We start from the raw sequence: 22,837 nt of genomic DNA, 5'->3' as shown, positions 1-22,837 counted from the left end.
CGCCGTCCGTTCGACGGGTGGTGTCATCACGTCTGCCGGCATCATCTTCGCCGCCTCGATGTTCGGCATGCTGACCGGCAGCCTGTCGACCATGGTGCAAACGGGGTTCATCATCGGCATGGGCTTGTTGATCGACACCTTCGTGGTCCGCACGGTCACGGTGCCGGCCCTGGCCGCTCTGGTAGGGAACGCCAACTGGTGGCCCGGCAGGCCGGCCAAGGTCGCCAAGCCGGCGAAGGCCGTCCCCGCTGCTACCGGGCGGGCCCCCGCGACGCTCACCTGCATCCACGGCGACGTGTCGCATGCCTTGGTGGCCACCAATATTCGCCGCTCGGCGGCCCGGCGCCGGCGGGCGCTGGCCCGGCAGGACGCACGGGCTCGTCGCGCGTCGATAGCGGGCACCGGGCCACTCGCCCGGCGAGCCTGCGCCGGGGGCATCGAGCCTGCGCGCGAATCGCCGCTCAGCGCAGGGGACGCGCCGACTTGGCGTTGGCCGCGAATTCCTGCTCCGGGCGGCCCGTCGTGCCGTAGCGCAACCCGACGGTGACGTCACCGTCACCGGCCAGCGCCGCCAGATACCGCTGGGCGGTCGCCCGCGAAATCCCGATGGCCGCGGAAACCTCCGCCGCCGACTTGGGCCTTTCTGATGCGCGCAACGCTTGCAGCACAAGCTGTTTGGTGGATGAAGCCGCGATGGTGGCCTGCGCAGGGGGAGCGATCCTGGGGCGCAGGGCGTCCAGCGCCGCGTCCACATCGTTCGCGGTGAGGTTTTGGGCGGCCAGGATCTTGCGGTAGCGCGCGTAGCCCGCCAGGCGCGCGGCCAACTCGGTCGTTGCGAACGGCTTGACGAGGTAGTTCACCGCGCCCGCCGACATCGCGGCGCGGATCGTGGCCGCCTCGGTTGCCGCCGTCAAAACGATGCTGTCGCACTGCAATTCGCGGATGAAGTCGATGCCGGACCCGTCGGGCAGGTAGACGTCGACCAGCGCGAGGTCGACGGCGGGCGCCTCCCGCACGGCCTCGCGAGCGGCCGAGAGCGTGTTCACTGTGGCGGCGACGGTGAAGCCCGGCAACGTGTTGACCACCTCGGCGTGCAGGTTGGCGACGCGGAAGTCGTCATCGACCACCAGGACGGTCAGCTCTGCGTCACCCATTGCGCCTCCTCAACCATCACGCCCGGGAGCCGGGCCATGAACTCCGCGCCGCGCAGCGGCACCTCCGGATTGCCCGCACTGGCCAACCACAGGTCGCCGCCGAGGGCGCGGCTGATCTGCCGCGACAACGCAAGGCCGATACCGCGGCCGCCCGGTATACCGGAATCCGGCTTCGTGGTCCGGCCCTCGGTGAACAGATCCTCGACGAAGTCTGGCGCCACGCCGTCGCCGCTGTCGGCCACCGTGATGTGCAGCGTCGAACCATCTTGCAGCAGCTCGACTTCCACCTCGTTGGTCTCGTTGTCGCTCAACCGAACCGCGTCGATCGCGTTGTCCAGCAGATTTCCCACGACGGTGGTGACGTCGACTGGCAGCACGAGCCGGCCGGGCACCCAGGTGTTCTCGCCGATCGTCAGCGTCACGCCCGCCTCGCGGGCGGCTGCGGCCTTGGCGGCCAAGAATGCCTGCAGGTAGGCATCGCGGATGGAGTCGATACCGGGTAGCGCGGACCCAAGCGGTCCCGATCCGAGCAGTTCTTCCAGGTATTGCAGTCCCTCGTCGACGTGCCCGCCATGCAACAAGCCGTTCAGTAAGTGCAGACGGTTGGCGAACTCGTGGCGTTGTGCGCGTAACACCGTGCTCATGAGCTGCACGGCGTCGAGTTGCCGGGTCAGCGATTCGACGTCGGTTCGGTCCCGCACCACCAGAACCGTTCCCAGCTCGCGTCCTTCGCGCCACACCGGCCGAGCCGAGACCACGACGATGCGTTCGCCGACGGTGGCCAACGTGGGTGCCGAATCGGCGGAATTCAACACGTCGAGCACTCGCGGGGTCAGGCCGATCTGGTCAATGGGTCGGCCCGTTTCGTTGCCGATCTCGAGCAGCCGGCACGCCTCGTCGTTGATGAACGTGGTTTGTCGGGATGTGTCCACCGCTAGCACACCCTCGCCGATGCCCTGCAGCACCGCCGCCTGACTGCGTACCAGTTCGGTGATCTCCGCCGGCCGCAAACCCAGCGTCAGCCCTCGCCACCGCCGGGCAAGGGCCAACGAAGCGCCGGCGCCGATCAGCAGGAGAACGCCTCCCATCGCGCCCAGCACCTGCAGATTTTTCGAAAATTGATCGTCGAAGGCCTTCGTGGAGATGCCGACGATGACCACACCCAACACCCGATTGGAACCCGGCTCGAACACTGGGACTTTCGCAACGATTGCGCGTCCGAAAACGGTGTCGTCATGCGACGTTATCTCCTGCCCGGCCAACGGTGCCGCGATGTCGGCGAGGACATGATGGGCCAACCTGTCGCGCTGCGGAGACGCGACCCTGATGCCGGCTGCGTTGGCCACCACGACGAACAAAACGTGGGTGCGCTGTTCAACCCGTGAAGCAACACCTTGGATCGGACCCGCTGCCAGTTCGCCGATCAATTCCGGGCTGGGGGTCAACGGTGCTGCGTCGTAGCGCGCGATGTTCGTGACCACCGTTGGCGATGAGGCGACGACGCGGGCGATATCGGTGGCATGGACATGGTATTGGCTGTCCAGGCGCTGGCGGTTGAATAGGGCAAAGAGCACGAACGCGATGATTAACGCCAGCGTCACCACGACGAGCTGCAACACCAATACCTGGGTGGCGAGTCGCAAGTCGATGCGACCCTTGGCGGCCATGAGGGGACCGTACCACCGAGCTGAGCAGAATGCGCAAAAGTCGCGCGGGTCGCGGCAGCTCGATTACAGATGCGCCAAAAGCCGCTCGGCGAACACCTCGGGATGCTCCCGGTGCATGAAGTGCCCGCCTGGTACCTCCTCGACGACGTACTCGTTGTCGAACATCCGGGCCGCGGATCGATAGTCGGAGGGCTCGAGGACAGGATCGTCGAGCCCCGCAAAGACAACCGTTGGCACCGTGATTCGCGCCCGCAGCGACGCGCTGGGGATGGGGGACAGCTTGCGGTAATAGCCGAGCGCCGCATTCAAGCTCGCCCGGTTGGAAAAGCACGCGCGCACGGCGTCGAACTCTTCGGGATCGGGATTCCAGGTGGGGGACCAACGCCGATAGATGGCGGGAAGGGCCGCAAAGTCATTGCGCGCGAAGCGGTTCGACGCTCCCGGCAGCTTGTACGCCACGAAATGACGAGCGCCCCAAAGCTTCTTCGGTGACGGCTTGAGCGTCGCCGGATGGGGAATAGCCATGACGATTAGCTTCGTCACCCGCTCTGGGCCCAGCGCCGCCGCGCCGTATGCGGCCGAGGCGCCCCAGTCGTGCCCGATGACGACCGCGTCGCGCGCGCCGAGCGCCTCGATCAGCGCAAGCGGATCACGCGCCAGCGTCTCTTGGTCGGTGTCGCGATCCGGGATCGCGCTGGGGTGATAGCCGCGCAGGAACGGGCTGACCGCGCGGTATCCGCCGGCGGCGATGCGCGGGCGAAGATCGTCCCACGTGTGCGCAGTGTCCGGAAACCCGTGCAGCATCAGCACGAGAGGCCCGGAACCCTCCTCGAGATAGGCGAATTTCAGCCCATTCGCCTCGACGAAACGGATCGTTGTGGCCATGGCCTCCGGACACTACGCCGTTTAGTGGCCGGTTAGTGCTCAGCGGGATAGGCGTGGATCAACGCGCTGGTGAGTTTCGGGACGGCATGCGTCAGTTCGTGTTCAGCGTCGTGGGCGATGCGGTGCGCCTGCGCCAGATCGAGAGTGGGATCGACGTCCAATTCGGCATCGGCGTGCAGGCGGTGCCCGATCCAGCGCATCCGCACACTGCGCACAGCGCGCACCCCGGGACGGGCCGCCAACGCGCGTTCGGCGGCGTCGACCATCTCGGGGTCCACACCGTCAAGTAAGCGACGGAACACGTCGCGCGCGGCCGTCCGCAGAACGGCCAGGATTGCCGCGGTGATGACCAGGCCCGTGATCGGGTCCGCCAGCGGGAACCCAAGCGCGACACCGCCGGCCGAGCACAGCACCGCCAGGGAAGTCAGGCCGTCGGTGCGTGCATGCAAGCCGTCAGCGACCAAGGCGGCGGAGCCCAGCCGCCGTCCGACCCTCATCCGGTAGAGGGCCACCGATTCGTTTCCGACGAACCCGATCAGCCCGGCCAGCGCAACCCATCCGATGTGCCCGATCGGTTCGGGATGGGTCAGCCGCATGATGGCTTGGTATCCGGCGACGATCGCCGACAGCGTTATCGTCGCGACCACGAACAAACCGGCCAGATCCTCCGCGCGACCGAACCCGTAGGTGTAGCGGCGCGTGGCGGCCTTGGTACCCAACGCGAACGCCATCCACAACGGCACCGCGGTTAGGGCGTCGGAGAAGTTGTGGATGGTATCGGCCGCCAGCGCAACGGATCCGGACATCATGACGACGGCGAGCTGGGCAGTCGCGGTCAGCCCGAGCACCACCAGGCTGATCTTGACGGCTCGGATCCCCGCGACACTGGATTCCAGGGCGTCGTCGATGCTGTCGGCGGCACCGTGGGAGTGCGGGGCGAAGATCTCCCTGATCGCCCCGCGCAGACCTTGCGGATGGTCATGGTCATGGTCATGGGGGTTGGCATGGGCAATACAGCTATCTGCATGCATACGCAAATAGTAGGCATTGACTCTGGCGTCTCGCCACCCGATGGTCGCCTACCATCAGCGCATGCGCGGCGAGAAAATACTCATCACCGGTCCCACCGGGCAGGTGGCCAGTCCCATTGCCCAGGCCCTGGCGGTCGACAACGAGGTCTGGGGCATCGCGCGGTTCACCAATGCCGCGGCTCGTGAAGCACTCGAGAAATCCGGCGTGCGGTGCGAGACCGTCAACCTGGCGGCTGGAGACTTCGCCGCGATCCCGTCCGACTTCGATTACGTCCTCAATTTGGCCGTCGCCAAAAGCGGCGACTGGGACAAGGATCTGGGTGCCAACGCGGAGTCCGTCGGCCTGCTGATGGCCCACTGCCGCAACGCGAAAGGATTTCTGCACTGCTCGTCGGCGGCCGTCTACGACCCGCCCGACGACGAACCGCGGACCGAGCGCGCCGCCCTGGGCGACAACCACAAACCGTTGTTCCCGACCTATTCCATTTCCAAGATCGCCGGCGAGGTCGTCGCGCGGACGATGGCGCGCGCGCTGGGCATTCCCACCACCATCGCCCGGCTCAACGTCCCATACGGCGACAACGGCGGGTGGCCGTTCTACCACATGGAGATGATCCTGGCCGGAATCCCGATTCCCGTCCCGCCCGGCGGTCCCGCCCGCTACAACCCGATCCACGAGGACGACATCATCGCGACCATTCCGAAGCTGCTCGAAGCGGCGTCGGTTCCGGCGACCACCGTCAACTGGTGTGGCGATCAAGCCGTCAGCCTCCAGGAGTGGTGTGGGTACCTCGGCTCGCTCGTTGGCAAGGAGCCGGTTTTCGACGAGAGCGCCCAGGCGCTGCGCGGCAATCCCACCGACGTGACGCAGATGCACGAATTGATCGGGGGCACAACGGTGGACTGGCGCGACGGGCTTCGCCGGATGGCGACCAAGTTCCACCCGGAGCTCGTGGCGTAGACACTCGCCGAGCGCCGACGCGGCCGGACGTGGCAGCATCGCCCAGGTGACCGACAGCTCGGCCGAGCAGCGCCTGCGCGACCTCGCGCGGCTGCGTCGCGTCCGCGACCGCATCGACCGTGACTACGCGCAGCCCCTCAACGTCGAGGCGCTCGCAAGAGGGGTACACATGTCCGCCGGGCACCTCAGCCGCGAGTTCCGGCGCGCCTACGGGGAGTCGCCGTACTCGTATCTGATGACGCGGCGCATCGAACGCGCCATGGCGTTGCTGCGCCGCGGCGACCTCAGCGTCACCGAGGTGTGTTACGCGGTCGGCTGCTCCTCGCTCGGGACCTTCAGCACCCGGTTCACTGAGCTTGTCGGCATGCCGCCCAGCGCTTATCGGGAACACACGACGGACGGGGCGGCCAGCCTGCCGCCATGCGTGGAAAAACAGGTGACCAGACCGATCAGGAATCGAGAAGCGCCCGCCGCAGACGCCCACCTAGCCTGACGGTCATGGACGTCACCATTCATTCGAGCTTCCTTCCGCACGACGACCCCGAAGCATCGCTCGCCTTCTATCGCGACACCCTCGGCTTCGAGGTCCGCCTCGATGTCGGAAAGGGAAAGATGCGCTGGATCACCGTTGGCCCTCCCGCCCAGCCCGCCACATCGATCGTGCTGAACCCGCCGGGCGCCAACCCCGGCATTACCGACGACGAGCGCCGCACCATTGCCGAAATGATGGCGAAGGGCACCTACGCAATGCTCCTGCTGGCCACCAAAAACCTCGACAGCACCTTCGAGCAGCTACAGGCCGGCGACGCCGAGATTGTCCAGGAGCCGACGGAGCAGCCGTACGGAGTTCGCGACTGCGCGGTGCGCGATCCCGCGGGCAACATGATCCGCATACAGGAATTGCGCTGACACGGCAACCGCCCAAACGAAAAGTTCCGAACCTCAAGCAGGTTCGGAACTTTCCGTTGCGTCGAGCAGGTTCATGAACCCCTGGAGTAGCGGGTCAGGAAGCCGGTGGCCGCGACCCCCGCGGCGGCTCCGATGACACCCCACAGCACCAACGGGAAAACCATCGATCCCAAGAACCAACCAAACGTCATCCCGATGTACAGCGTCCAGAGCACTCGGTAGACACTCCACAGCGCGATCAGGGCGGCGCTGATCCCGATGTACAGGCTCCGCTGGCGATCGACACGGTTGATCTGTTCTTCGATGCTGGCCGGCACGATCTTCATTGCTGACTTCCTTTCGTCACGCGCCGCCTCGGTGGCGGCGTCGTTGCGATCAGTACAGCCCGGCCCAACAGCTACCGATCCCAACAACCGGACGACCGGCAAGCGACGGCCTAACCCGACGTCTTGACGACGAGCTTGCCGACGTTCTTGCCGTCGAACAGCATGTTGATCGCCGTCGGCAGCTGTTCGAAGCCCTCGACGACGGTCTCCAGCGGCGTGAGTTTGCCCTCGGTGATCAGGCCGGCGATCTCGCGAATCGCCTCGGGCGCACGGCCGAAGTGGTCCAAGACGATGAACCCCTGCACCGTCGCCCGTTGGATCAGCAGGTTTCCGAACGCGCGCGGTCCGGGCGGCGGATCGGCCGAGTTATAGCCGGAGATCAGACCACACAGCGCGACGCGGGCGCCGATGTTGAGGCGCGCGAAGATCGCGTCCATGATGTCGCCGCCCACGTTCTCGAAGTCGACATCGATGCCGTTGGGCGTCGCCGCGGCGAGCTGGGCGGCCCAATCGTCGGCGCGGTGATCCACCGCCGCGTCGAAGCCGAGCTGGTCGGTCAGCAGGGCGCACTTCTCCGGCCCGCCGGCGATCCCGACGACGCGGGCCCCGTCCGCCTTGGCAAGCTGGCCGGCAACCGAACCGACCGCGCCGGCCGCGGCCGAGACCACCACCGTCTCGCCCGGTTTCGGCTTGCCGATGTCGCGGATTCCCACCCACGCGGTCAGCCCCGTCATCCCGAGCGCGCCCATGTAAGCGGTCGGCGAAACACCCTCGGCGACGTCGACCGGGAACAACGGATTCGCATCGGAGGCGACCGCGTACTCCTGCCAGCCGACGAGCCCCTGCACCGTTTGGCCGACCGCATAGTTCGAATTCTTCGACGCGATGACCTCGCCCAGCCCGCCGCCGCGCATCACCTCGCCGATGCCGACCGGGGGTAGATAGGTGGGCGTGTCGTTGATCCACGCGCGGTTGGTCGGGTCGAGGGAGATCCAGTCGACGCGCACCAGCGCCTCGCCGTCCCCGATTTCGGGGACGGCCTCCTCGGTGAGCTCGAACGTGTCCGGGCCGATGCGCCCGGTGGGACGCTCGCGGAGCAGGAAGCGACGGTTTCGATCAGACATGAGCGCACGCTACCGGACGCGACGCAGGTTGCGACACGTTCGAGCGGAGGGGCGCGAGTGCTGTAACGCGACGTATGTCGGACACCGGCCACTCCTGCTCACCCATTGAGCCGGGCGGTTTTGCGAGCGACCATTCAAGGGGGTCCTGTGGAGGAAGGTCATTCAGATGGACGCGTTGCGAGTTGCCACGGTGCCGATCATCTCGATGGCTATTGCTGTTTTCTGGGCGGCCGGACCGGCAATCGCCGATCCGCCGCCGACCCAGGTGATCACCACGGTGGCGATCGGACCTGGTGGCCAACCCATCAACGGCTACCGCGAGGCGCCAGCGCAGGGCAACGTCGTCGCGGTCAACGACTGCTCGACGCCGTCACTGTCGGCGGTCGCGGACAACATCTACTATTGCTCGCCCAGCGCGGCCGGTGCCGGCACGTGCTGGCCGTCGACGCCGGGATCGCTACTGTGCGTGGACAATCCATGGGACAAGAGCCTGCACCGGGTGACCTACGGCGGTTCGCTCCCGCCGGTGCAGCCCACCGCCACGCCGGATCCGTTCGCGCTCGCCCTCGACGACGGCACACATTGCCTACTTCGCAACGGCGGCGCGTGGGGCTTGCGCGACGACGGGTACGAGGGCGCCTACTGGTGCGAGGCCCCGAGGGCGAACCTGCGGGTGCTATGGCTTCCGAGCCAGGGCGCCGGGAGCTGCATCGACCGTTCGGCGGCGGCCTGGACGGTCAAGGTCGGTGAACTTGGCGCCCCGGGCGCCCACTTCCCGCCGCCTGAGACGCGGACGGTGGCCAGCGCATGGTTCGCCGGAAACGCGACGTGAGCGTCTACCAGACGCGGATCCAGTCGATCAGCATGTCAGCGGGATAGGTCCCGGGACCGGGATCCCCGCCGCCGGAACCGGCAACCGCAAGATTGAACACCGGGAAAACCGTGTAGCCGGGGTTGTTGAACGGCCAGTCGGGCAGCGAGCTCGCGGGCACGTCGAAGTACGGTTGCGCGCCGTCGCTGTAGTCCCTCCAGAACCGGATGCCCGCCGCATCCCACTGAGTGCGCCACGTGTGCCACGCGCTGTCCACCGCGATGTTGTGCGTCTTCCACTCGCCGCCGTTTGCTTTCGCGTGAACGGTGGTGGCCGAGGGCCAGTTGCCATTGCCGTACCACTCCATGACGTCGATTTCGCCCTGGTCGTCATTACCCAGCCAATAGGCGGGCCAGGCGCCGGCGGTTAGGCAGTTGAGCTTGATCCGGGCTTCCCAGGTGTGGCCGACACCGCCCCGCCAGAGGCTTTGAACCTTGCCGCTGAAGTAGGTGGGGCCGTCCTTCGCCGCGCGCAGGACGAGGTTGGAGTTGCCGTCGACGAACACGTTCTTGCGGTCGTCGCGGTACTGCCCGATGTGTTCGGGCAGCTCCCAGTACGTCGGGTCCTTGATCGTCTCGCGGGCGCGCGCGATCGCCCATTTCGACGCATCGGGGGCCGACCCGGCCGGTCCGTCGAACTCATCGGCGAAGATGTAGCTCCCGGTCTGGCCGCTCGGCGCGGCGGGCGGCGGCATCCTGCCCCCTGACGCATCCGTTCGGGAGGGCAAAGCACGGGCCTCAGGGATGGGGAGCGCGGCCGCCAGCACGCCGATCCCTGCCGTCAACATCATGCGGCGGCGATCCATCTCAGGCATAAGCAAGCGACGATAGCAGCCGAGGCGGCACGGGGTCGAAACAGGAATTTTGTCGGTGGGTGTCGTTACCGTGTGGATCGCGGTCGCCCAAAAGGGTCGGCGGCGCGGTAATGGCTCGGGATTTACCAGGAATTCATGGCCAATTCTCAAGATGACCGATGGTTTGGTCTCAGGATTGGCTGGGCATTCTGGAATCACGAACCGATAACCACCTGTGGTGGCTTTTGCAGCGAGTTGAGTAGCTCTGGGAGGAGTTGACAATCGTGGCGAATGCATCAGGCGCGACGGTTATTTTCCTTCGCTCACATCCCGCCTGGGCTGCGGCTCAGCGGCGCGCACGCGAGCGCAGCGAAGCGATGCATCGGCATCCGTCATCTCTTGCCCGACGGCGTGCGGCCTCGGAAAACGATGCCGTCCCCGTGATTCGAAACTTCAAGGTCTACACCGGCACCGACACACCGGCCTGAAACGCTTAGGCGCGCCGTGGCCCGTGAATTGGGCTGTGCCACATCGCAATAGCCCTGACAATTTTCACCAATTGTATTGGTAAAACTCCGCATTCCCGATCGCGCTATTCGCTGGACTACCGGCTGTCGAACCCATTTACATGCACCCGATAATCTACTACTGTATGTAGTAGTCGATGGTTGGGAGGACAACGATGTCCAACGACTCGAATCCACTGACCGCCCGGCGTTCGCTAGCCGTGGCGGTCATCGTTTTCGCCGCGGCATTCGCGCTCCACGGGATAGATCACCTTCGGCGCGGTATGGCGGCGTCTCCGCCGGCAATCATGGTTGGCGGGATGATCCAGGGCGTATTCGTGGTTGTCGCCCTCGTGCTGATCTTGCGCCACCACCAACGGGCCGCCGAGGCGGCGATCGCCGTCGGCTTCGGCAGCGCGCTGGTGTTCGTCTATGCGCATGTGCTGCCCACTTTTCTCCCCGGCTTCCAGGACAGCTTCGTTTCCGGACCGCGGGTCAACGTCACGTGGTTCTCATGGCTTACGGCGGCCGGCGAGATCGGGACCGGACTGGCACTCGGTTATGTGGGTTTGCAGGCGCGGAGACTGTCAGCCGTGGCCGCTTGACCGGCACCAAATCTGACGAATCGTCTTGCACGACAGGGCAATAGCGAATGTTACACATCGATGAATACGTCGGCATCATGCTATCGGTGCCGCGAACATACAGAACCAAGGCGCTTGCCAACCCGGCGCAGTCGCATGGTGCGCTGCTGCACGAGTTGGAGCGCTACATCGAGGCCAACGATCCCGCGGTGACCGAGGTCAGCGTGATCAGCGCGGTGGATACCGGTCAGGTCGACAAGAGCGACAAGCCGGTTCGGCACTGGTACCACGTCGAGTACGAAGCGTGAGATTGCGACGTAGAGTCGCTGCCGTCAACGGGGGCCGGTGATCATCGGAAGCAGGTATTGGCGCACGAATGCGCGGGTGTCGTCGATGGTGGCGAGATTGATGCCGGTGTGTTGGGTGACGATGAAGGACAGGGTCAGGCGGGTGTGCAGCTCGGCGACGGTGCGTAGGTGGCGCTCCTGGTCGGGCGTGGTGGCCTTCGTCCCATAGATTTCGGCCCTCAACTCAGCCGCGGACTGGTCGATGGCGAAGTCGAGAATGGGGCCGGCCTCGATGGTCAGGCTGGGCAGGATGGTCTCGGGCTCGGTGCGCAGCAAGTTCTTCAGCAACGCGTGCTCCCGCAGGAACGTCACGGTGAACACGGTGCCGTAGACCAAGCGATCTTCGAGCGTGGTGGCGTGCGCGCAGGCTTGTTCGTTGCCGTCGAAGTAGCGGCGGGCTTCGCCCAGGACGACGGCGTCGATCAGCGCGGCTTTGGTAGGGAAGCGGCGGTACAACGTGGCGCGGCCGACCCCGCTGCGCCGGGCGACGTCTTCCATAGTGATGCGCCGCATTCCGACCAGTTCGGCCTGCTCGAGGGTGGCGGCCAGGATGCGGGTGGTGATGTCGTCGGGGCGGTGCAGTTGCGCGAGCACCGCAGGCTCGGGCGCGGCGAGGCGCCGCACGAACTCCGCCGTTCGGCTCGTGGTCACTTGATTGCTCCTTGCTCACCCGTGCAGGTCGTCGTATCGTGGCCATTGATACATGCGAGACATTATTCGTCTATTTGTCTCGCTGCTACAGCCTAGCGATTTTTCTGCTGGTTGGGGGTTGTTATGGCGGTTCGGATGTGGGTCCGGTGGGCGGCCATGCACGGCGTGGCCCGCACGTTCATGAAGGTTCAGGCGCTGCGCGGCGAACCGTTGGGCCGCTTGATCGCCAGTCACGGTCGCGCCACCGATCCCTATCCGTTGATGGAGGAGATCCGGGCCCGCGGACCGCTGGTGCGGACACCGTTCACTTGGGTCAGCGTCGACCACGGCGTATGCCGAGAAGTTCTGCGCGACAAACGTTTCGGCGTGACAGCGCCGTCCAGCATGGATCTGCCCCGCCCACTGCGGGCGCTGATCGCCCGGACCGCCGATCACGGGGCGGCCAATCCCGTCGAACCGCCCGCCATGGTCGTCGTCGATCCGCCCGAGCACACCCGCTATCGACAACTGGTGGCGCAAAGCTTCACTCCGCGGGCCATCGATCAGCTCAGCGCCCGCGTGGTCGAGGTGACCGATCAGCTCCTCGATCGCCTTGCGGACACTCCGGATCCGGATCTGATAGCGGACTTCGCGTCCCAGCTGCCGGTCGCCATCATTGCCGAGATCCTCGACCTGGACCCCGACACCCACCCGTGGATGCTGGGTTGGGGACACAGCGGAGCGCCCCTGCTGGACATCGGGATCGGCTGGCGCACCTATCGGCAAGCCGTTACCAGCCTGCGCGGCGCTGATCGCGAACTGCGTGAGCGCTTCCACGAATTGCGTTCCGGCGAGGCCGGCGATAATCCGTTCAGCCGTCTGGCCTCCCACGGCGCGATGACCGATCACGAGTTCACGGCGAACGCCGCCCTGCTCATCGGCGCGGGATTCGAGACGACGGTCAACCTGATCGGCAACGGCATCGTTCTGCTCCTGCAGCATCCCGACCAACTTGCGCGGCTGCGCGACGACCCCGAGCTTTGGCCGAACGCCGTCGAGGAGATCCTTCGGCTCGACAGCCCGGTACAGATGACCGCACGCACCGCGCTATGCGACCTCGAGCTGGCGGGTCGACGCATCGCGGCCGGCGACATGGTGGCCTTGCTTCTCAGCGGTGCCAATCGCGACCCGCAAGTGTTCGCCGATCCCGACAATCTCGATATCGACAGGCCAAACGCGCGGGACCATCTGGCATTCGCGTCGGGGATCCACGCCTGCCTGGGCGCCGCCCTGGCACGCGTCGAAGGGACGACCGCGCTACGCGCATTGTTCGAGACATACCCCGACCTACAGCTGAGCGGCCCCACGCAACGTCGTGGGCTAGTCAATCTCCGCGGATTCGCCCGGCTGCCGGTCAATCTCGGCAGCAGGCACGTGGTGACCGTCTAGAGCTTGCTGACGACGTAGTCGGCGGCCTGGTTTGCCATTCCGGCGCTGATGTAGGCGCTCGCGAGGTGTGCCGGCCAGTTTTCTTTCCAGGTGTTCGGGTCCGCGGGGTTGCAGACGGGATCGGCGCCGTGGCACAGCTCGATGGTCCGGTCGTTGTAGGTCGGGTTGAAGTTGGTGATCGGGCCGACCCATTGGCTTCCGTTGCCGAACAGTGCGACGGCGGCGATGTGCTGGTCGGTCCCCGGCGGCAGGGGACTGTCGAAACCGAACGCGGAGATCGGCGCCGCGAGCACGACGTCGGTGACCGCCGCCCCGAGCGAGTAGCCACCGAGCACCAGCCGGGTGTTCGGGCAGTTGTTGACCATGTCCTGGATGTGGTAACTCATGTCGTTGGCGCCGACGTCGACCTCGGTGTCGGCGGGATACTTCACGGCGTAGGTACCGATGGTTCGGTTGCCGGCTTTGGATTCGACGGCGTTGATGAACGCATTGCCGAGGGCGCCGGGCCCCGGTGACTCATTACGGCCGCGGGCGAAGACGATTTGCACCTGGGGACAGTTCGCCGCGGCGGCCAGTCCCGCGGCACCGGGCGCTCCGGGCGGTAGCACGGCGGCGGCGATCGTCAGCGCCGCCGTGGCCGCGGCCGCGGCCAGGCCGACGTGAAGCAATTTGCGGAGAGGAAAGGCATGCACAGCATGATGGTAAAGCCCATGCGGCCCGGCCGCTGGGCAGCCCAAGGCCCTTCTACGATCAGCTGATGAGTCACGTAGACGCCGGAGCGCCCGAGCGGCTATTCGCGCTGGCCGAACGGGTGCCGGGTTTTATGCCGGCGGAAGAGGGCCGCGCGCTTTACGACGCCGCACTGCGGTACCTCGGCGGCGGCGTCGGTGTCGAGATCGGTACCTACTGCGGCAAATCCACGCTGTTGCTCGGCGCGGCCGCAATGCAATCGGGTGGCGTGCTGTACACCGTCGACCATCACCATGGCTCCGAAGAGCACCAGCCCGGCTGGGAATTCCACGATGCCTCGTTGGTCGACGAGGTCACCGGACTGTTCGACACGTTGCCGACATTCCGCCGCACGCTCGACGCCGCGGGTCTGGACGACCACGTCGTCGCGGTGGTGGGCAAGTCACCGATCGTGGCGCGCGCCTGGCGCACACCACTGCAGTTCTTGTTCATCGACGGCGGCCACTCGGAGGCCGCTGCCACACAGGACTTCGACGGGTGGGCGAAGTGGGTGACCGCCGGCGGTGCGTTAGTGATCCACGATGTGTTCCCGGACCCCAAGGACGGCGGGCGCCCGCCGTACTACATCTATTGCCGCGCCATCGATTCCGGTCAGTTCCGCGAGGTTTCGGCTACCGGGTCACTACGGCTGCTCGAACGCACCAGCGGGCAAGCGGGCCAGCACGTGTGACCCATTCGATCAGCGGCCGGGCCCGGCAACCACGCATTCGCAATCGAAGTCCGTCTGCAGGCCCATCGGCAGCTCGTCGCCGCGGAAGATGCCCGCGCCCCGCGTGGTGTCCGAGAGCGCGTCGGCCGCCAGGATCATCGCCGCCCCGGTCCAGGTGGTGCGCTCCTCGGGCCAGCGCTTCCCATCCGCGAACACCAAACCCGTCCAGTACGATCCGTCGTCTTCGCGCAGATGGTGCATCGCGGCGAATTGCTGATGTGCGGCGGACCGATGGCCGATGGCTTCGAGCGCCATCACCAGTTCGCATGTCTCGGCACCGGTGACCCAGGGCCGATCGTCAACGCAGCGGATGCCCAGGCCGCGGACCACAAAGTCGTCCCACCGCTGCCTGATTCGCGCGGCCGCCGCCGGGCCCCGCAGCGCGCCGCCGAGGATGGGGTAGTACCAGTCCATCGAATAGCGGTCCTTCTCGGTGAACGCCTCCGGATGCGCGACGATCGCGTGGCCCAGCCGGCCGAGCGCCAGCTCCCACTCCGGCTGCGGGTCCCCGACCCGGGCGGCGAGCGCCAACGCGCAGCGAATGCTGTGAAACACACTGGCACACCCGGTCATCAACGCTTCCGGGAGCGGTCCGGCTTCGCTTTGTGCCCAACAGATCTCGCCATATCCGACCTGTAAGTCGATGACAAAGTCGATCGCCTTGTGCACCACCGGCCACATTGCGGCACCGAACGACTCGTCTCCGGTCACCAACACGTGATGCCAGACACCGGTGGCGATATACGCGCAGAAGTTGCTGTCGCTGTTGGCGTCTTCGACTGTCCCCGAACGGAATTGGATCGGCCACGAGCCGTCCGGGCGCTGGGTGCGACGGCTCCATTCAAAGGCGGCCCGCGCCGGCTCTAACAGTCCCGCGGCCGTGAGCGCCATCGCGCACTCCACGTGGTCCCATGGATCCGTATGGCCACCGTCGAACCACGGAATCGCACCCGAGGGTTCCTGCGCCGCGGCGATGGAACGCGCGGTCTGCCGACACTGCTCGGGTGTAAGGACGCCCGGAACCGCCGGCGGGCTAAACCGATGCAACTGAATATCCCGGGGTTTCCTGGCTTTCGGCGGCCTGCCGCTTGACGAAATACATCGCGACGCTCTTACCCACTATCGGATTGAGCAGTGACTCGGCCAGCTGCGTTATCTTGGGCCGGCGCATCAAATCCCACACCAGCAGCTTGTGGTAGGCGGCCACCGCCGGATGCTCGGCGTTCGACACGCCCACAGCACACTTCAGCCACCAGAACGGGGAGTGCAGCGCGTGTGCATGATGGGCGTGCGTCAATTCCATTCCGCCGCCGGTGATCTTGTCGCGCAATCGGCTGGCCCGGTAGATACGCACGTGGCCGCCCTCGTTGCTGTGATATTCGTCCGACAGCAGCCAGCAGACTCGCTCGGGAAGCCAGCGCGGAACGCTGACAGCTAACGTGCCGCCCACCTTGAGCACCCGGACCAACTCGGCGATAGCAGCGTCGTCTTCCGGTACGTGCTCGAGGATTTCGGATGCGATCACGCAGTCGAATGCCTCGTCGGGATACGGCAGGCTCAGCGCGTCACCGACAACCACTTTCGCCGACGCCGCCGCCGGCACCTCACCGGACTCGGCCATCGCACGCAGGATGGTGTCCACCGAACGCAGTTCGGACTCGTCGCGGTCGAAGGCGACGACGTCGGCACCGCGCCGATACGCTTCGAACGCATGCCGGCCCGCCCCGCAACCCACATCGATGACCTTGGTGGAGGGCCCAATGCCCAGCCGGTCGAAATCGACGGTCAGCATCGCGTGATCGCCCGCTCGTAGACCCGCACGGTCTGCGCGGCCACCGCCTCCCAACTGAAGACGTCGACGGCGCGCGCCCGTCCCGCCTTCCCCAGATTGCGGCGCTTTTCGGGCGAGTCAAGCAGCTCGCCGAGGGTGCGGGTGAGCGCATCCGCGTCGGCCGGCGGCACCAGCTCGGCGCAGGCACCATCGGTGCCCAGGACCTCGGGCAGTGCGCCCACCCGGCTGGCGACGATCGGGGTGCCACTCGACATGGCTTCGACCGCGGGCAGCGAAAACCCTTCGTAGAGAGAGGGAATGCACGCAACCTCGGCCGATGCGAACAACGCGGCGAGCTCGCCGTCGGAGAGGCCACTGGTGATGTGGACGATGTCGGAGATGCCGAGTTCGGCAATGAGTTTGTGGGTGGGGCCGTTGGGTTCCACCTTGGCGACGAGCCGCAACTCCAGGTCTCGGCTGGTGCGTAGCCTGGCCACCGCGTGCAGGAGGGTGCGGACACCCTTGAGCGGGGTGTCGGCGCTGGCGATCGCGATGACTCGGCCCCGAATCCGCGGCGTCGGCCCCGGCTTGAACAGGTCGGTGTTCACGCCCAACGGCACGACGTGTAGTTGGTCCGGCGTGACACCGAAGTCGGCGACGATGTCCGCCGCCGAGGACGACGACACCGTCAACAGGTCCGGGATCTGGCGCGCCACTTGCTCTTGCATCGTCGAGAACCCATACCACCTGTGCACCAAGGGTTTTCGCCACCACCGCGCTGCGGCGAGATCCAGCACCCGATCGCGGGTGATGGGGTGGTGCACGGTCGCCACCACCGGCAACCCCGCGCGGGCGATGCTCAGCAGTCCGGTGCCCAGGCTCTGGTTGTCGTGGACGACGTCGAAATCGGCCGCCCGCTCGGCCAGCAGCCGTGCGACACGCAGCGTGAAGGTCCGTGGTTCGGGAAACCCCGCGGTCCACACGGTGAGGAGTTCCAACAGGTCGATCGAGTCGCGAATCTCGCTCGGGCGCGGCACCCGGAACGGGTCGGGCTCTCGGTACAGGTCAAGGCTGGGCACCTTCGTCAGCCGCACGCGCGGGTCGAGCAGCTCGGGATATGGCTGGCCGGAAAACACCTCGACCTCGTGACCGAGCTCCACCAAACCGTGGCTGAGATGGCGCACGTAGACGCCCTGTCCACCGCAATGGGTCTTGCTCCGGTAGGACAGCAGGGCAATTCGCATACTCAACTCTTATCCGCTGGCCGACGCACGCCGACGGGCACCCCCCGAATCCACCGCCATCAACGCGCTCCCGAACGCGGTGACAGCAAACTGGACATGTGTCCAGACTATAGTTCGATCAGCTAACCGATGCAACGAGCGTGGTCGACCCGTTTGCTACGATCGCGCGGTGCGCGGTTCGGTTTCGCGACGCGATGTCCTTAAGTACGCTGCACCGGTTCTGCTGGGCCTGGGGTCGGTCGCCGCGACGGTCAACGAACCGAACGCACGAGCCGCGGGCGTCACGCTGATCGACTTTGCGGAGCGCAGGATCGCGCCGGACGAGATCAAGTCGGCGGGCTACGACGGGGTGGTGAACTACGTGTCCGAGGAGCGGCCGGGCGCGCACTTCGAGGCAAAACCCATCACCCGCGAGTACGCGGACGCGCTGCGGGCCGCGGGTCTTCACATCGTCAGCAACTTCCAGTACGGCAAGCCCGGGTGGCCCACGCCGTCGGACTACACCCGCGGCTACGACGGCGGCGTGGCGGACGCCCAGACGGCCTTGCGCCTCCACGGCGCGGCCGGGGGTACGAATTCGGCGCCGATCTTCTTCAGCGTCGATGACAACATCGACGAGAACACTTGGAATGGCCCTGCGGTGCAATGGTTTAGGGGCATCAACTCGGCCCTGGGCGTGGGGCGCACCGGCATCTATGGGCATGCCCGGGCCTGCGGCTGGGCGATCCGCGACGGCGTCATCGGAAACTCGACCACCCCGGGCCACCGCTGGGCGTGGCAGACGAGGTCGTGGTCGAACGGCGCGCGCGAACCGATGGCCGTGCTGTATCAGGCCGTGGTCAACAGCCCGTCAAACCCGGGTCCGCTGCTTGGCGGCATCAATGTGGACGTCGACGAGGTCCTCGCGGCCGACTACGGACAGTGGGATTTGGACCGCTGACCCAAAAGTCACCATTGCGACCGACCACGGCGTGTCGTGTGCCTGGTTTATGTGTCGCGGAAGGGCCAAAACGACGACGCCCCCCGAGCCGATTGCTCGAGGGGCGTCGCGTGGTCTCGCTGACCAGACCCTGCGTTACTTGAGATCGAACCGGTCGGCGTTCATGACCTTGACCCACGCCGCGACGAAGTCCTCCACGAACTTCCCGTGGGCATCGTCTTGCGCGTAGACCTCGGACAGCGCGCGCAGCACCGAATTGGAGCCGAACACCAGGTCGTTGGCGGTGGCCGTCCACTTCAGCTGACCCGTAGAGCGGTCGAGCACCTCGTAGACGTTCTCCGCCGACTCCGATGCCTTCCACTCGTTGCCCATGTCGACCAGGTTGACGAAGAAGTCATTGGTCAACGTGCCGGGCCTGTCGGTGAAGACGCCGTGCTTGCTGCCGCCGTGATTGGCACCGAGGGCCCGCAGACCACCGACCAGCACCGTCAATTCCGGAGCCGTCACGCCCAGCAGGTACGCCCGCTCGACCAGCAGCTGCTCCAGCGGCGCCTTCTCGCCCGGACGGATGTAGTTGCGGAATCCGTCGGCGCGCGGCTCGAGCACCGCGAACGAGTCGACGTCGGTGTTCTCCTGCGATGCGTCGGTGCGGCCCGGCGCGAAGTGCACCGCGATCTCGTACCCGGCGTCCTTGGCCGCCTTCTCGACCGCCGCGGAACCGGCCAGCACGATCAGGTCGGCCAGCGAGATCTTCTTGCCGCCGGCCGCCGATGCGTTGAAGTCCTGCTGGATGCGCTCCAGCACCGGCAACACCTTGTCCAGTTCCGAGGGCTCGTTGCACTCCCAGCTGCGCTGCGGCTCGAGGCGCAACCGCCCGCCGTTCGCGCCGCCGCGCTTGTCGGTGCGGCGGAAGCTGGACGCGGCCGACCAAGCGGTCTTGACCAGCTGCTGAACCGTCAGGCCGGATTCCAGCACTTTCTTCTTCAGCGCCGCGATGTCCTTTTCGTCGACCAGCTCGTGGTCGACGGCCGGAACCGGGTCCTGCCAGAGCTGGGGCTCGGCGACCCACGGCCCGAGGTAGCGGGTGATGGGTCCCATGTCGCGATGCAGCAGCTTGTACCAGGCCTTGGCGAACGCCTCGGTCAGCTCCTCGGGATGGTCCAGCCAGCGACGCGTGATGTCGCGGTAGATCGGGGACTCCCGCAGCGAGATGTCGGTGACCAACATCGTCGGGGCGCGGCCCGGCCCGCCGAACGGGTCGGGGATGGTGCCCGCGCCCGCGCCATCCTTGGCGACAAACTGCCAGGCATCGCCGGGGCTCTTGGTCAGCTCCCACTCGTAGCCGTACAGGGTCTCCAGGAAGGTGTTGTCCCACTTCGTCGGGGTGGGTGTCCAGACCACCTCCAGGCCGCTGGTGATGGCGTCCCCGCCGGCGCCACTGCCGAACGAGCTCTTCCAGCCCAGGCCCTGTTGTTCGATCGGCGCGGCCTCCGGTTCGGGGCCGACCAGGTCGCCACTGCCGGCGCCGTGGGTCTTGCCGAAGCTGTGGCCCCCGACGATCAGCGCGGCGGTCTCCTCGTCGTTCATCGCCATCCGGCCGAACGTCTCGCGGATGTCGATCGCCGCCGCGATCGGGTCCGGCTTGCCCTCGGGGCCTTCCGGATTCACATAGATCAGGCCCATGGTGGTCGCGCCGTAGGGCTGCGCGAGGTTCCGCTCGCCGGAGTAGCGCTTGTTGGTGCCCAGCCATTCGTCCTCTTCGCCCCAGAGGATTTCTTCTGGCTCCCAGACGTCTTCGCGGCCGAACGCAAAGCCGAAGGTCTTGAAGCCCATCGACTCTAAGGCGCAGTTGCCGGCGAAGATGATCAGATCCGCCCAGGAGATCTTGTTGCCGTACTTCTTCTTCACCGGCCACAGCAGCCGGCGGGCCTTGTCCAGGCTCACGTTGTCCGGCCAGCTGTTGAGCGGGGCAAAGCGCTGCATGCCCTGTCCGCCGCCGCCGCGGCCATCATGGATGCGGTAGGTACCGGCGGCGTGCCAGCTCATCCGGATGAACAGGCCGCCGTAATGGCCGTAGTCGGCGGGCCACCAATCCTGCGAGGTGGTCATCACCGAGATCACGTCGGCCTTGAGCGCGTCGACGTCGAGCTTGGCGAACTCCTCGGCGTAGTCGAAGTCATCGCCGAGCGGATTGGACTGGGGGGAGTGCGGGTGCAGCGTCGACACATCGATCTGGTCGGGCCACCAGTCCCGATTAGTCAGTGGCGCATGCGATTTCGGCTTCGGCGCCTCGATAGTCGGGTTTTCGCTCTCTGACACAACATTCCTTTCGGGTGGTGGGTAAATCGGGCCACGATCACCGGAGTGATCAAGAATCTGCCGTCGAGCAGTCGGGGCACAGGCCCCAATAGATGACCTCGGCCTCGTCGAGAACGAAACCATCCAGGACGTTGTCGCCATCCGACGGGGTTAGGCACGGCGCCGAACCGACGGCGCAGTCGATGTCCGCGATGACACCGCAGGATCGGCATACGACGTGGTGATGGTTGTCGCCGACCCGGGACTCGTAGCGGGCGACCAAGCCCAACGGCTGGATCCGCCGAACCAGGCCCGCGGAGGTCAGCGCGTTGAGGACGTCGTACACCGCTTGTCGGGAAACATCGGGCAGCCCCAGCCGCACCGCCGAGAAGATCGTCTCGGTGTCGGCATGCGGGTGGGCGTGTACCGCCTCCAGCACGGCGACTCTGGGCCGTGTCACACGCAGATCGGCCATCCGCAGCTGTTCCGCGTAGTCCGCCGATGAGGACACCCTGCCAATATGGCCCCTTATCTGGAATCAGTCAAGAGTTTCCTGGCGGGGATCCGGACGAGTCAAACCGATCGGCGCCGAGCCGGCGGTGCGTACCTCACGACGGCGGCGCCAGGGCGCTGCCCTTGCGCCATTGGTCCCAGCTGAGCGTCCAGTCGCCGTTCTGCGACAGCTTCAGCGGCGGTCCGCCGGTGTTGCGGACCTCGACGATGTCGCCGGGCACCGAGAAGTCGTAGAACCATTTTGCGTTGTCGCCGTTGAGGTTCAAGCATCCGTGCGAGGTGTCGGTGTGGCCCTGGGCCCACACCGTCGCGTCGAGCTGGTGCAGGTAGATGCCGTCACTGCTGATTTTGGTCGCGTAGTTGATGGTCTCGCGATATCCGAGGCGGGAATTCTTGGGCAGTCCGAAGGTGGAGGAGTCCATCACGACCGGGTTGCCCTTGTCGAGCACGGTGTAGACGCCCGGGGGAGTCCACAGCGAAATCGTCTGCGAGCCGATGGTTTCGGTGCCGCCCATTCCCATCGACGTGGGCATGGTCCGGACTAGCGCGCCGTTGTTGAAGACGCTGACCATTTTCGTGGCATCGTCGGCGATGGATACGTGCGCGTCGCCGATGCGGAATGACACTCGGGTGTCTTCCTGCCCGAATAGGCCGTCGCCCAACGCAATTCCATAGATCTTGGCTTCGGCGGTGATTGTGCTGCCCGGCGCGTAGTAGTGCTCGGGTCGCCAGTGAGCGTTTTGGCTGTCGACCCAGAACCACGAACCCTGCACGGGAGGGTTGGTGGTCACTTTGAGCTGTCGTTCGGCTGCCGCCCGGTCGGCGACTTGCTCGTCGAAGTGGGCGACGACCACCGTTCCCACGCCGTAGGTCCCGCCTTCTTGCAGGGCCGCCTCGGATGTCGTGGTCAGTGAGACCTTGGTCTGATTGGGCGGCAGCAGGGTGGAGAACGTCGACACTTGGGTGCCCGCAACGCCGTTCGGCCCGACGCTGGTGAGCGTCAGCGTGTACGTGCGTCCGTAGCCCAGGGGGGCGGTGGGCTTCCAGACGGTGTTGTCCGGGGTCATGATTCCCTCAACCGGTCTGCCGGCGTCGTTGACCATGCGGACACCGGTCAGCTTCCCCGTGTCGGCTTTGACCATGACCGGCGTGAGTGGATCGACGTCACGCGTGTCGGGGCCGGGCATGATCGTCACCCGCGCCGGCCCGGACGGCTCGGACGTCGGACGGGCGGTGCAGCTGCCGGCGCCGACCACTCCGACGACAACGAAGGCGGCCAGCAGGTACCGACGAACGAGCTGTGCACGGTTAATGGACGTCATAAGAGTTGGCCGAATCCTCGCGTTGTTGTTGATCAGGTACCCGCGGCGCCTGG

25 protein-coding genes are annotated in these 22,837 nt (G+C 66.2%); 10 read left to right on the top strand and 15 right to left on the bottom strand.

Annotation, left to right across the window (positions count from 1 at the left end; translation table 11 throughout):
• Positions 1–547 (top strand): MMPL family transporter (locus A5736_RS26945; protein WP_254848423.1); only part of this gene is annotated, 547 nt, incomplete at its 5' end.
• Here the strand turns inward: A5736_RS26945 and A5736_RS20975 are convergent.
• The 4 genes from A5736_RS20975 to A5736_RS20960 all read right to left on the bottom strand — a co-directional run bounded on the left by A5736_RS20975 (position 462) and on the right by A5736_RS20960 (position 4,737).
• Complete coding sequence (locus A5736_RS20975; protein WP_076123419.1) at positions 462–1,154, bottom strand: response regulator; 693 nt, start codon at positions 1,152–1,154, stop codon at positions 462–464. The genes A5736_RS26945 and A5736_RS20975 overlap by 86 nt on opposite strands.
• On the bottom strand, positions 1,136–2,821 hold the full coding sequence (locus A5736_RS20970) for an ATP-binding protein (RefSeq protein ID WP_083667614.1): 1,686 nt from the start codon (positions 2,819–2,821) through the stop codon (positions 1,136–1,138). The genes A5736_RS20975 and A5736_RS20970 overlap by 19 nt, the downstream gene beginning before the upstream one ends.
• Positions 2,822–2,884: 63 nt before the next feature.
• Complete coding sequence (locus tag A5736_RS20965; RefSeq protein ID WP_076248343.1) at positions 2,885–3,706, bottom strand: alpha/beta fold hydrolase; 822 nt, start codon at positions 3,704–3,706, stop codon at positions 2,885–2,887.
• A 32-nt stretch (positions 3,707–3,738) separates the two neighbouring features.
• Positions 3,739–4,737, bottom strand: coding sequence for a cation diffusion facilitator family transporter (locus A5736_RS20960; protein WP_076248342.1), 999 nt, complete (start codon positions 4,735–4,737; stop codon positions 3,739–3,741).
• Between the two features lie 61 nt (positions 4,738–4,798).
• Between A5736_RS20960 and A5736_RS20955 the strand changes: the two genes are divergently transcribed.
• The 3 genes from A5736_RS20955 to A5736_RS20945 are packed head-to-tail and all read left to right on the top strand — an operon-like array spanning position 4,799 to position 6,607.
• Entirely contained in the window at positions 4,799–5,698 is a 900-nt protein-coding gene (locus tag A5736_RS20955; RefSeq protein WP_076057919.1) for an NAD(P)-dependent oxidoreductase, read from the top strand.
• Positions 5,699–5,744: 46 nt separating this feature from the next.
• Positions 5,745–6,191, top strand: a complete 447-nt coding sequence (locus A5736_RS20950; protein WP_076248341.1) for a helix-turn-helix transcriptional regulator — start codon at positions 5,745–5,747, stop codon at positions 6,189–6,191.
• Between the two features lie 5 nt (positions 6,192–6,196).
• Positions 6,197–6,607: a VOC family protein gene (locus A5736_RS20945; RefSeq protein ID WP_076248339.1), complete on the top strand. Its 411-nt coding sequence runs from the start codon at positions 6,197–6,199 to the stop codon at positions 6,605–6,607.
• Positions 6,608–6,678: 71 nt separating this feature from the next.
• Here A5736_RS20945 and A5736_RS20940 read toward each other — a convergent pair whose 3' ends face one another.
• Entirely contained in the window at positions 6,679–6,933 is a 255-nt protein-coding gene (locus tag A5736_RS20940) for a hypothetical protein (RefSeq protein ID WP_076128229.1), read from the bottom strand.
• Between the two features lie 110 nt (positions 6,934–7,043).
• Positions 7,044–8,057 (bottom strand): NADP-dependent oxidoreductase, encoded by a 1,014-nt coding sequence (locus tag A5736_RS20935; protein WP_076128227.1) that lies wholly within the window; start codon positions 8,055–8,057, stop codon positions 7,044–7,046.
• Positions 8,058–8,223: 166 nt separating this feature from the next.
• Between A5736_RS20935 and A5736_RS20930 the strand changes: the two genes are divergently transcribed.
• Positions 8,224–8,889 (top strand): hypothetical protein, encoded by a 666-nt coding sequence (locus A5736_RS20930; RefSeq protein WP_076248337.1) that lies wholly within the window; start codon positions 8,224–8,226, stop codon positions 8,887–8,889.
• A gap of 4 nt (positions 8,890–8,893) precedes the next feature.
• Here the strand turns inward: A5736_RS20930 and A5736_RS20925 are convergent, their stop codons facing one another.
• Positions 8,894–9,742, bottom strand: a complete 849-nt coding sequence (locus A5736_RS20925) for a glycoside hydrolase family 16 protein (RefSeq protein WP_076248335.1) — start codon at positions 9,740–9,742, stop codon at positions 8,894–8,896.
• Between the two features lie 661 nt (positions 9,743–10,403).
• On the opposite strand from A5736_RS20925, the gene A5736_RS20915 reads away from it, so the two are divergent.
• The gene (locus A5736_RS20915; protein WP_076248329.1) at positions 10,404–10,832 is read left to right on the top strand and encodes a hypothetical protein; all 429 of its coding nucleotides are present in this window, start codon (positions 10,404–10,406) and stop codon (positions 10,830–10,832) included.
• An 86-nt stretch (positions 10,833–10,918) separates the two neighbouring features.
• Positions 10,919–11,119: a hypothetical protein gene (locus A5736_RS20910; RefSeq protein ID WP_139333476.1), complete on the top strand. Its 201-nt coding sequence runs from the start codon at positions 10,919–10,921 to the stop codon at positions 11,117–11,119.
• Positions 11,120–11,143: 24 nt separating this feature from the next.
• On the opposite strand, the gene A5736_RS20905 is transcribed toward A5736_RS20910, so the two are convergent.
• Entirely contained in the window at positions 11,144–11,809 is a 666-nt protein-coding gene (locus A5736_RS20905; RefSeq protein ID WP_076248325.1) for a TetR/AcrR family transcriptional regulator, read from the bottom strand.
• A 123-nt stretch (positions 11,810–11,932) separates the two neighbouring features.
• Between A5736_RS20905 and A5736_RS20900 the strand changes: the two genes are divergently transcribed.
• Complete coding sequence (locus A5736_RS20900; RefSeq protein WP_076248324.1) at positions 11,933–13,237, top strand: cytochrome P450; 1,305 nt, start codon at positions 11,933–11,935, stop codon at positions 13,235–13,237.
• On the opposite strand, the gene A5736_RS20895 is transcribed toward A5736_RS20900, so the two are convergent.
• Entirely contained in the window at positions 13,234–13,929 is a 696-nt protein-coding gene (locus A5736_RS20895; RefSeq protein ID WP_076248322.1) for a cutinase family protein, read from the bottom strand. The two genes, A5736_RS20900 and A5736_RS20895, sit on opposite strands and share 4 nt — an antisense overlap.
• A gap of 65 nt (positions 13,930–13,994) precedes the next feature.
• Here A5736_RS20895 and A5736_RS20890 point away from each other — a divergent pair, with 65 nt between their 5' ends.
• Positions 13,995–14,657 (top strand): class I SAM-dependent methyltransferase, encoded by a 663-nt coding sequence (locus tag A5736_RS20890; RefSeq protein WP_076128204.1) that lies wholly within the window; start codon positions 13,995–13,997, stop codon positions 14,655–14,657.
• A gap of 9 nt (positions 14,658–14,666) precedes the next feature.
• On the opposite strand, the gene A5736_RS20885 is transcribed toward A5736_RS20890, so the two are convergent.
• The 3 genes from A5736_RS20885 to A5736_RS20875 are packed head-to-tail and all read right to left on the bottom strand — an operon-like array spanning position 14,667 to position 17,711.
• Positions 14,667–15,743 carry a prenyltransferase gene (locus A5736_RS20885; RefSeq protein WP_076128202.1) on the bottom strand — a complete coding sequence of 359 codons (1,077 nt, stop codon included), beginning with the start codon at positions 15,741–15,743 and terminating at the stop codon, positions 14,667–14,669.
• Complete coding sequence (locus A5736_RS20880) at positions 15,730–16,488, bottom strand: class I SAM-dependent methyltransferase (RefSeq protein ID WP_076128200.1); 759 nt, start codon at positions 16,486–16,488, stop codon at positions 15,730–15,732. Before A5736_RS20880 ends, A5736_RS20885 begins: the two co-directional genes overlap by 14 nt.
• Positions 16,482–17,711 (bottom strand): glycosyltransferase family 4 protein, encoded by a 1,230-nt coding sequence (locus A5736_RS20875; protein WP_076128198.1) that lies wholly within the window; start codon positions 17,709–17,711, stop codon positions 16,482–16,484. Before A5736_RS20875 ends, A5736_RS20880 begins: the two co-directional genes overlap by 7 nt.
• 169 nt (positions 17,712–17,880) lie before the next feature.
• Here A5736_RS20875 and A5736_RS20870 point away from each other — a divergent pair, with 169 nt between their 5' ends.
• Positions 17,881–18,651: a DUF1906 domain-containing protein gene (locus tag A5736_RS20870; protein ID WP_076128196.1), complete on the top strand. Its 771-nt coding sequence runs from the start codon at positions 17,881–17,883 to the stop codon at positions 18,649–18,651.
• A 135-nt stretch (positions 18,652–18,786) separates the two neighbouring features.
• Here the strand turns inward: A5736_RS20870 and katG are convergent, their stop codons facing one another.
• The 3 genes from katG to A5736_RS20855 all read right to left on the bottom strand — a co-directional run bounded on the left by katG (position 18,787) and on the right by A5736_RS20855 (position 22,784).
• Positions 18,787–21,027, bottom strand: coding sequence for a catalase/peroxidase HPI (katG, locus tag A5736_RS20865; RefSeq protein ID WP_139333479.1), 2,241 nt, complete (start codon positions 21,025–21,027; stop codon positions 18,787–18,789).
• The gene (locus A5736_RS20860) at positions 21,020–21,460 is read right to left on the bottom strand and encodes a Fur family transcriptional regulator (protein ID WP_076128192.1); all 441 of its coding nucleotides are present in this window, start codon (positions 21,458–21,460) and stop codon (positions 21,020–21,022) included. The genes katG and A5736_RS20860 overlap by 8 nt, the downstream gene beginning before the upstream one ends.
• Before the next feature lie 97 nt (positions 21,461–21,557).
• The gene (locus A5736_RS20855) at positions 21,558–22,784 is read right to left on the bottom strand and encodes an Ig-like domain-containing protein (RefSeq protein ID WP_076128189.1); all 1,227 of its coding nucleotides are present in this window, start codon (positions 22,782–22,784) and stop codon (positions 21,558–21,560) included.
• Positions 22,785–22,837: the final 53 nt, after the last annotated feature.

Source organism: Mycobacterium sp. SP-6446 (genome assembly GCF_001954045.1).
Lineage (GTDB): Bacteria > Actinomycetota > Actinomycetes > Mycobacteriales > Mycobacteriaceae > Mycobacterium.
This window is presented reverse-complemented; position numbering and strand designations above follow the sequence as displayed.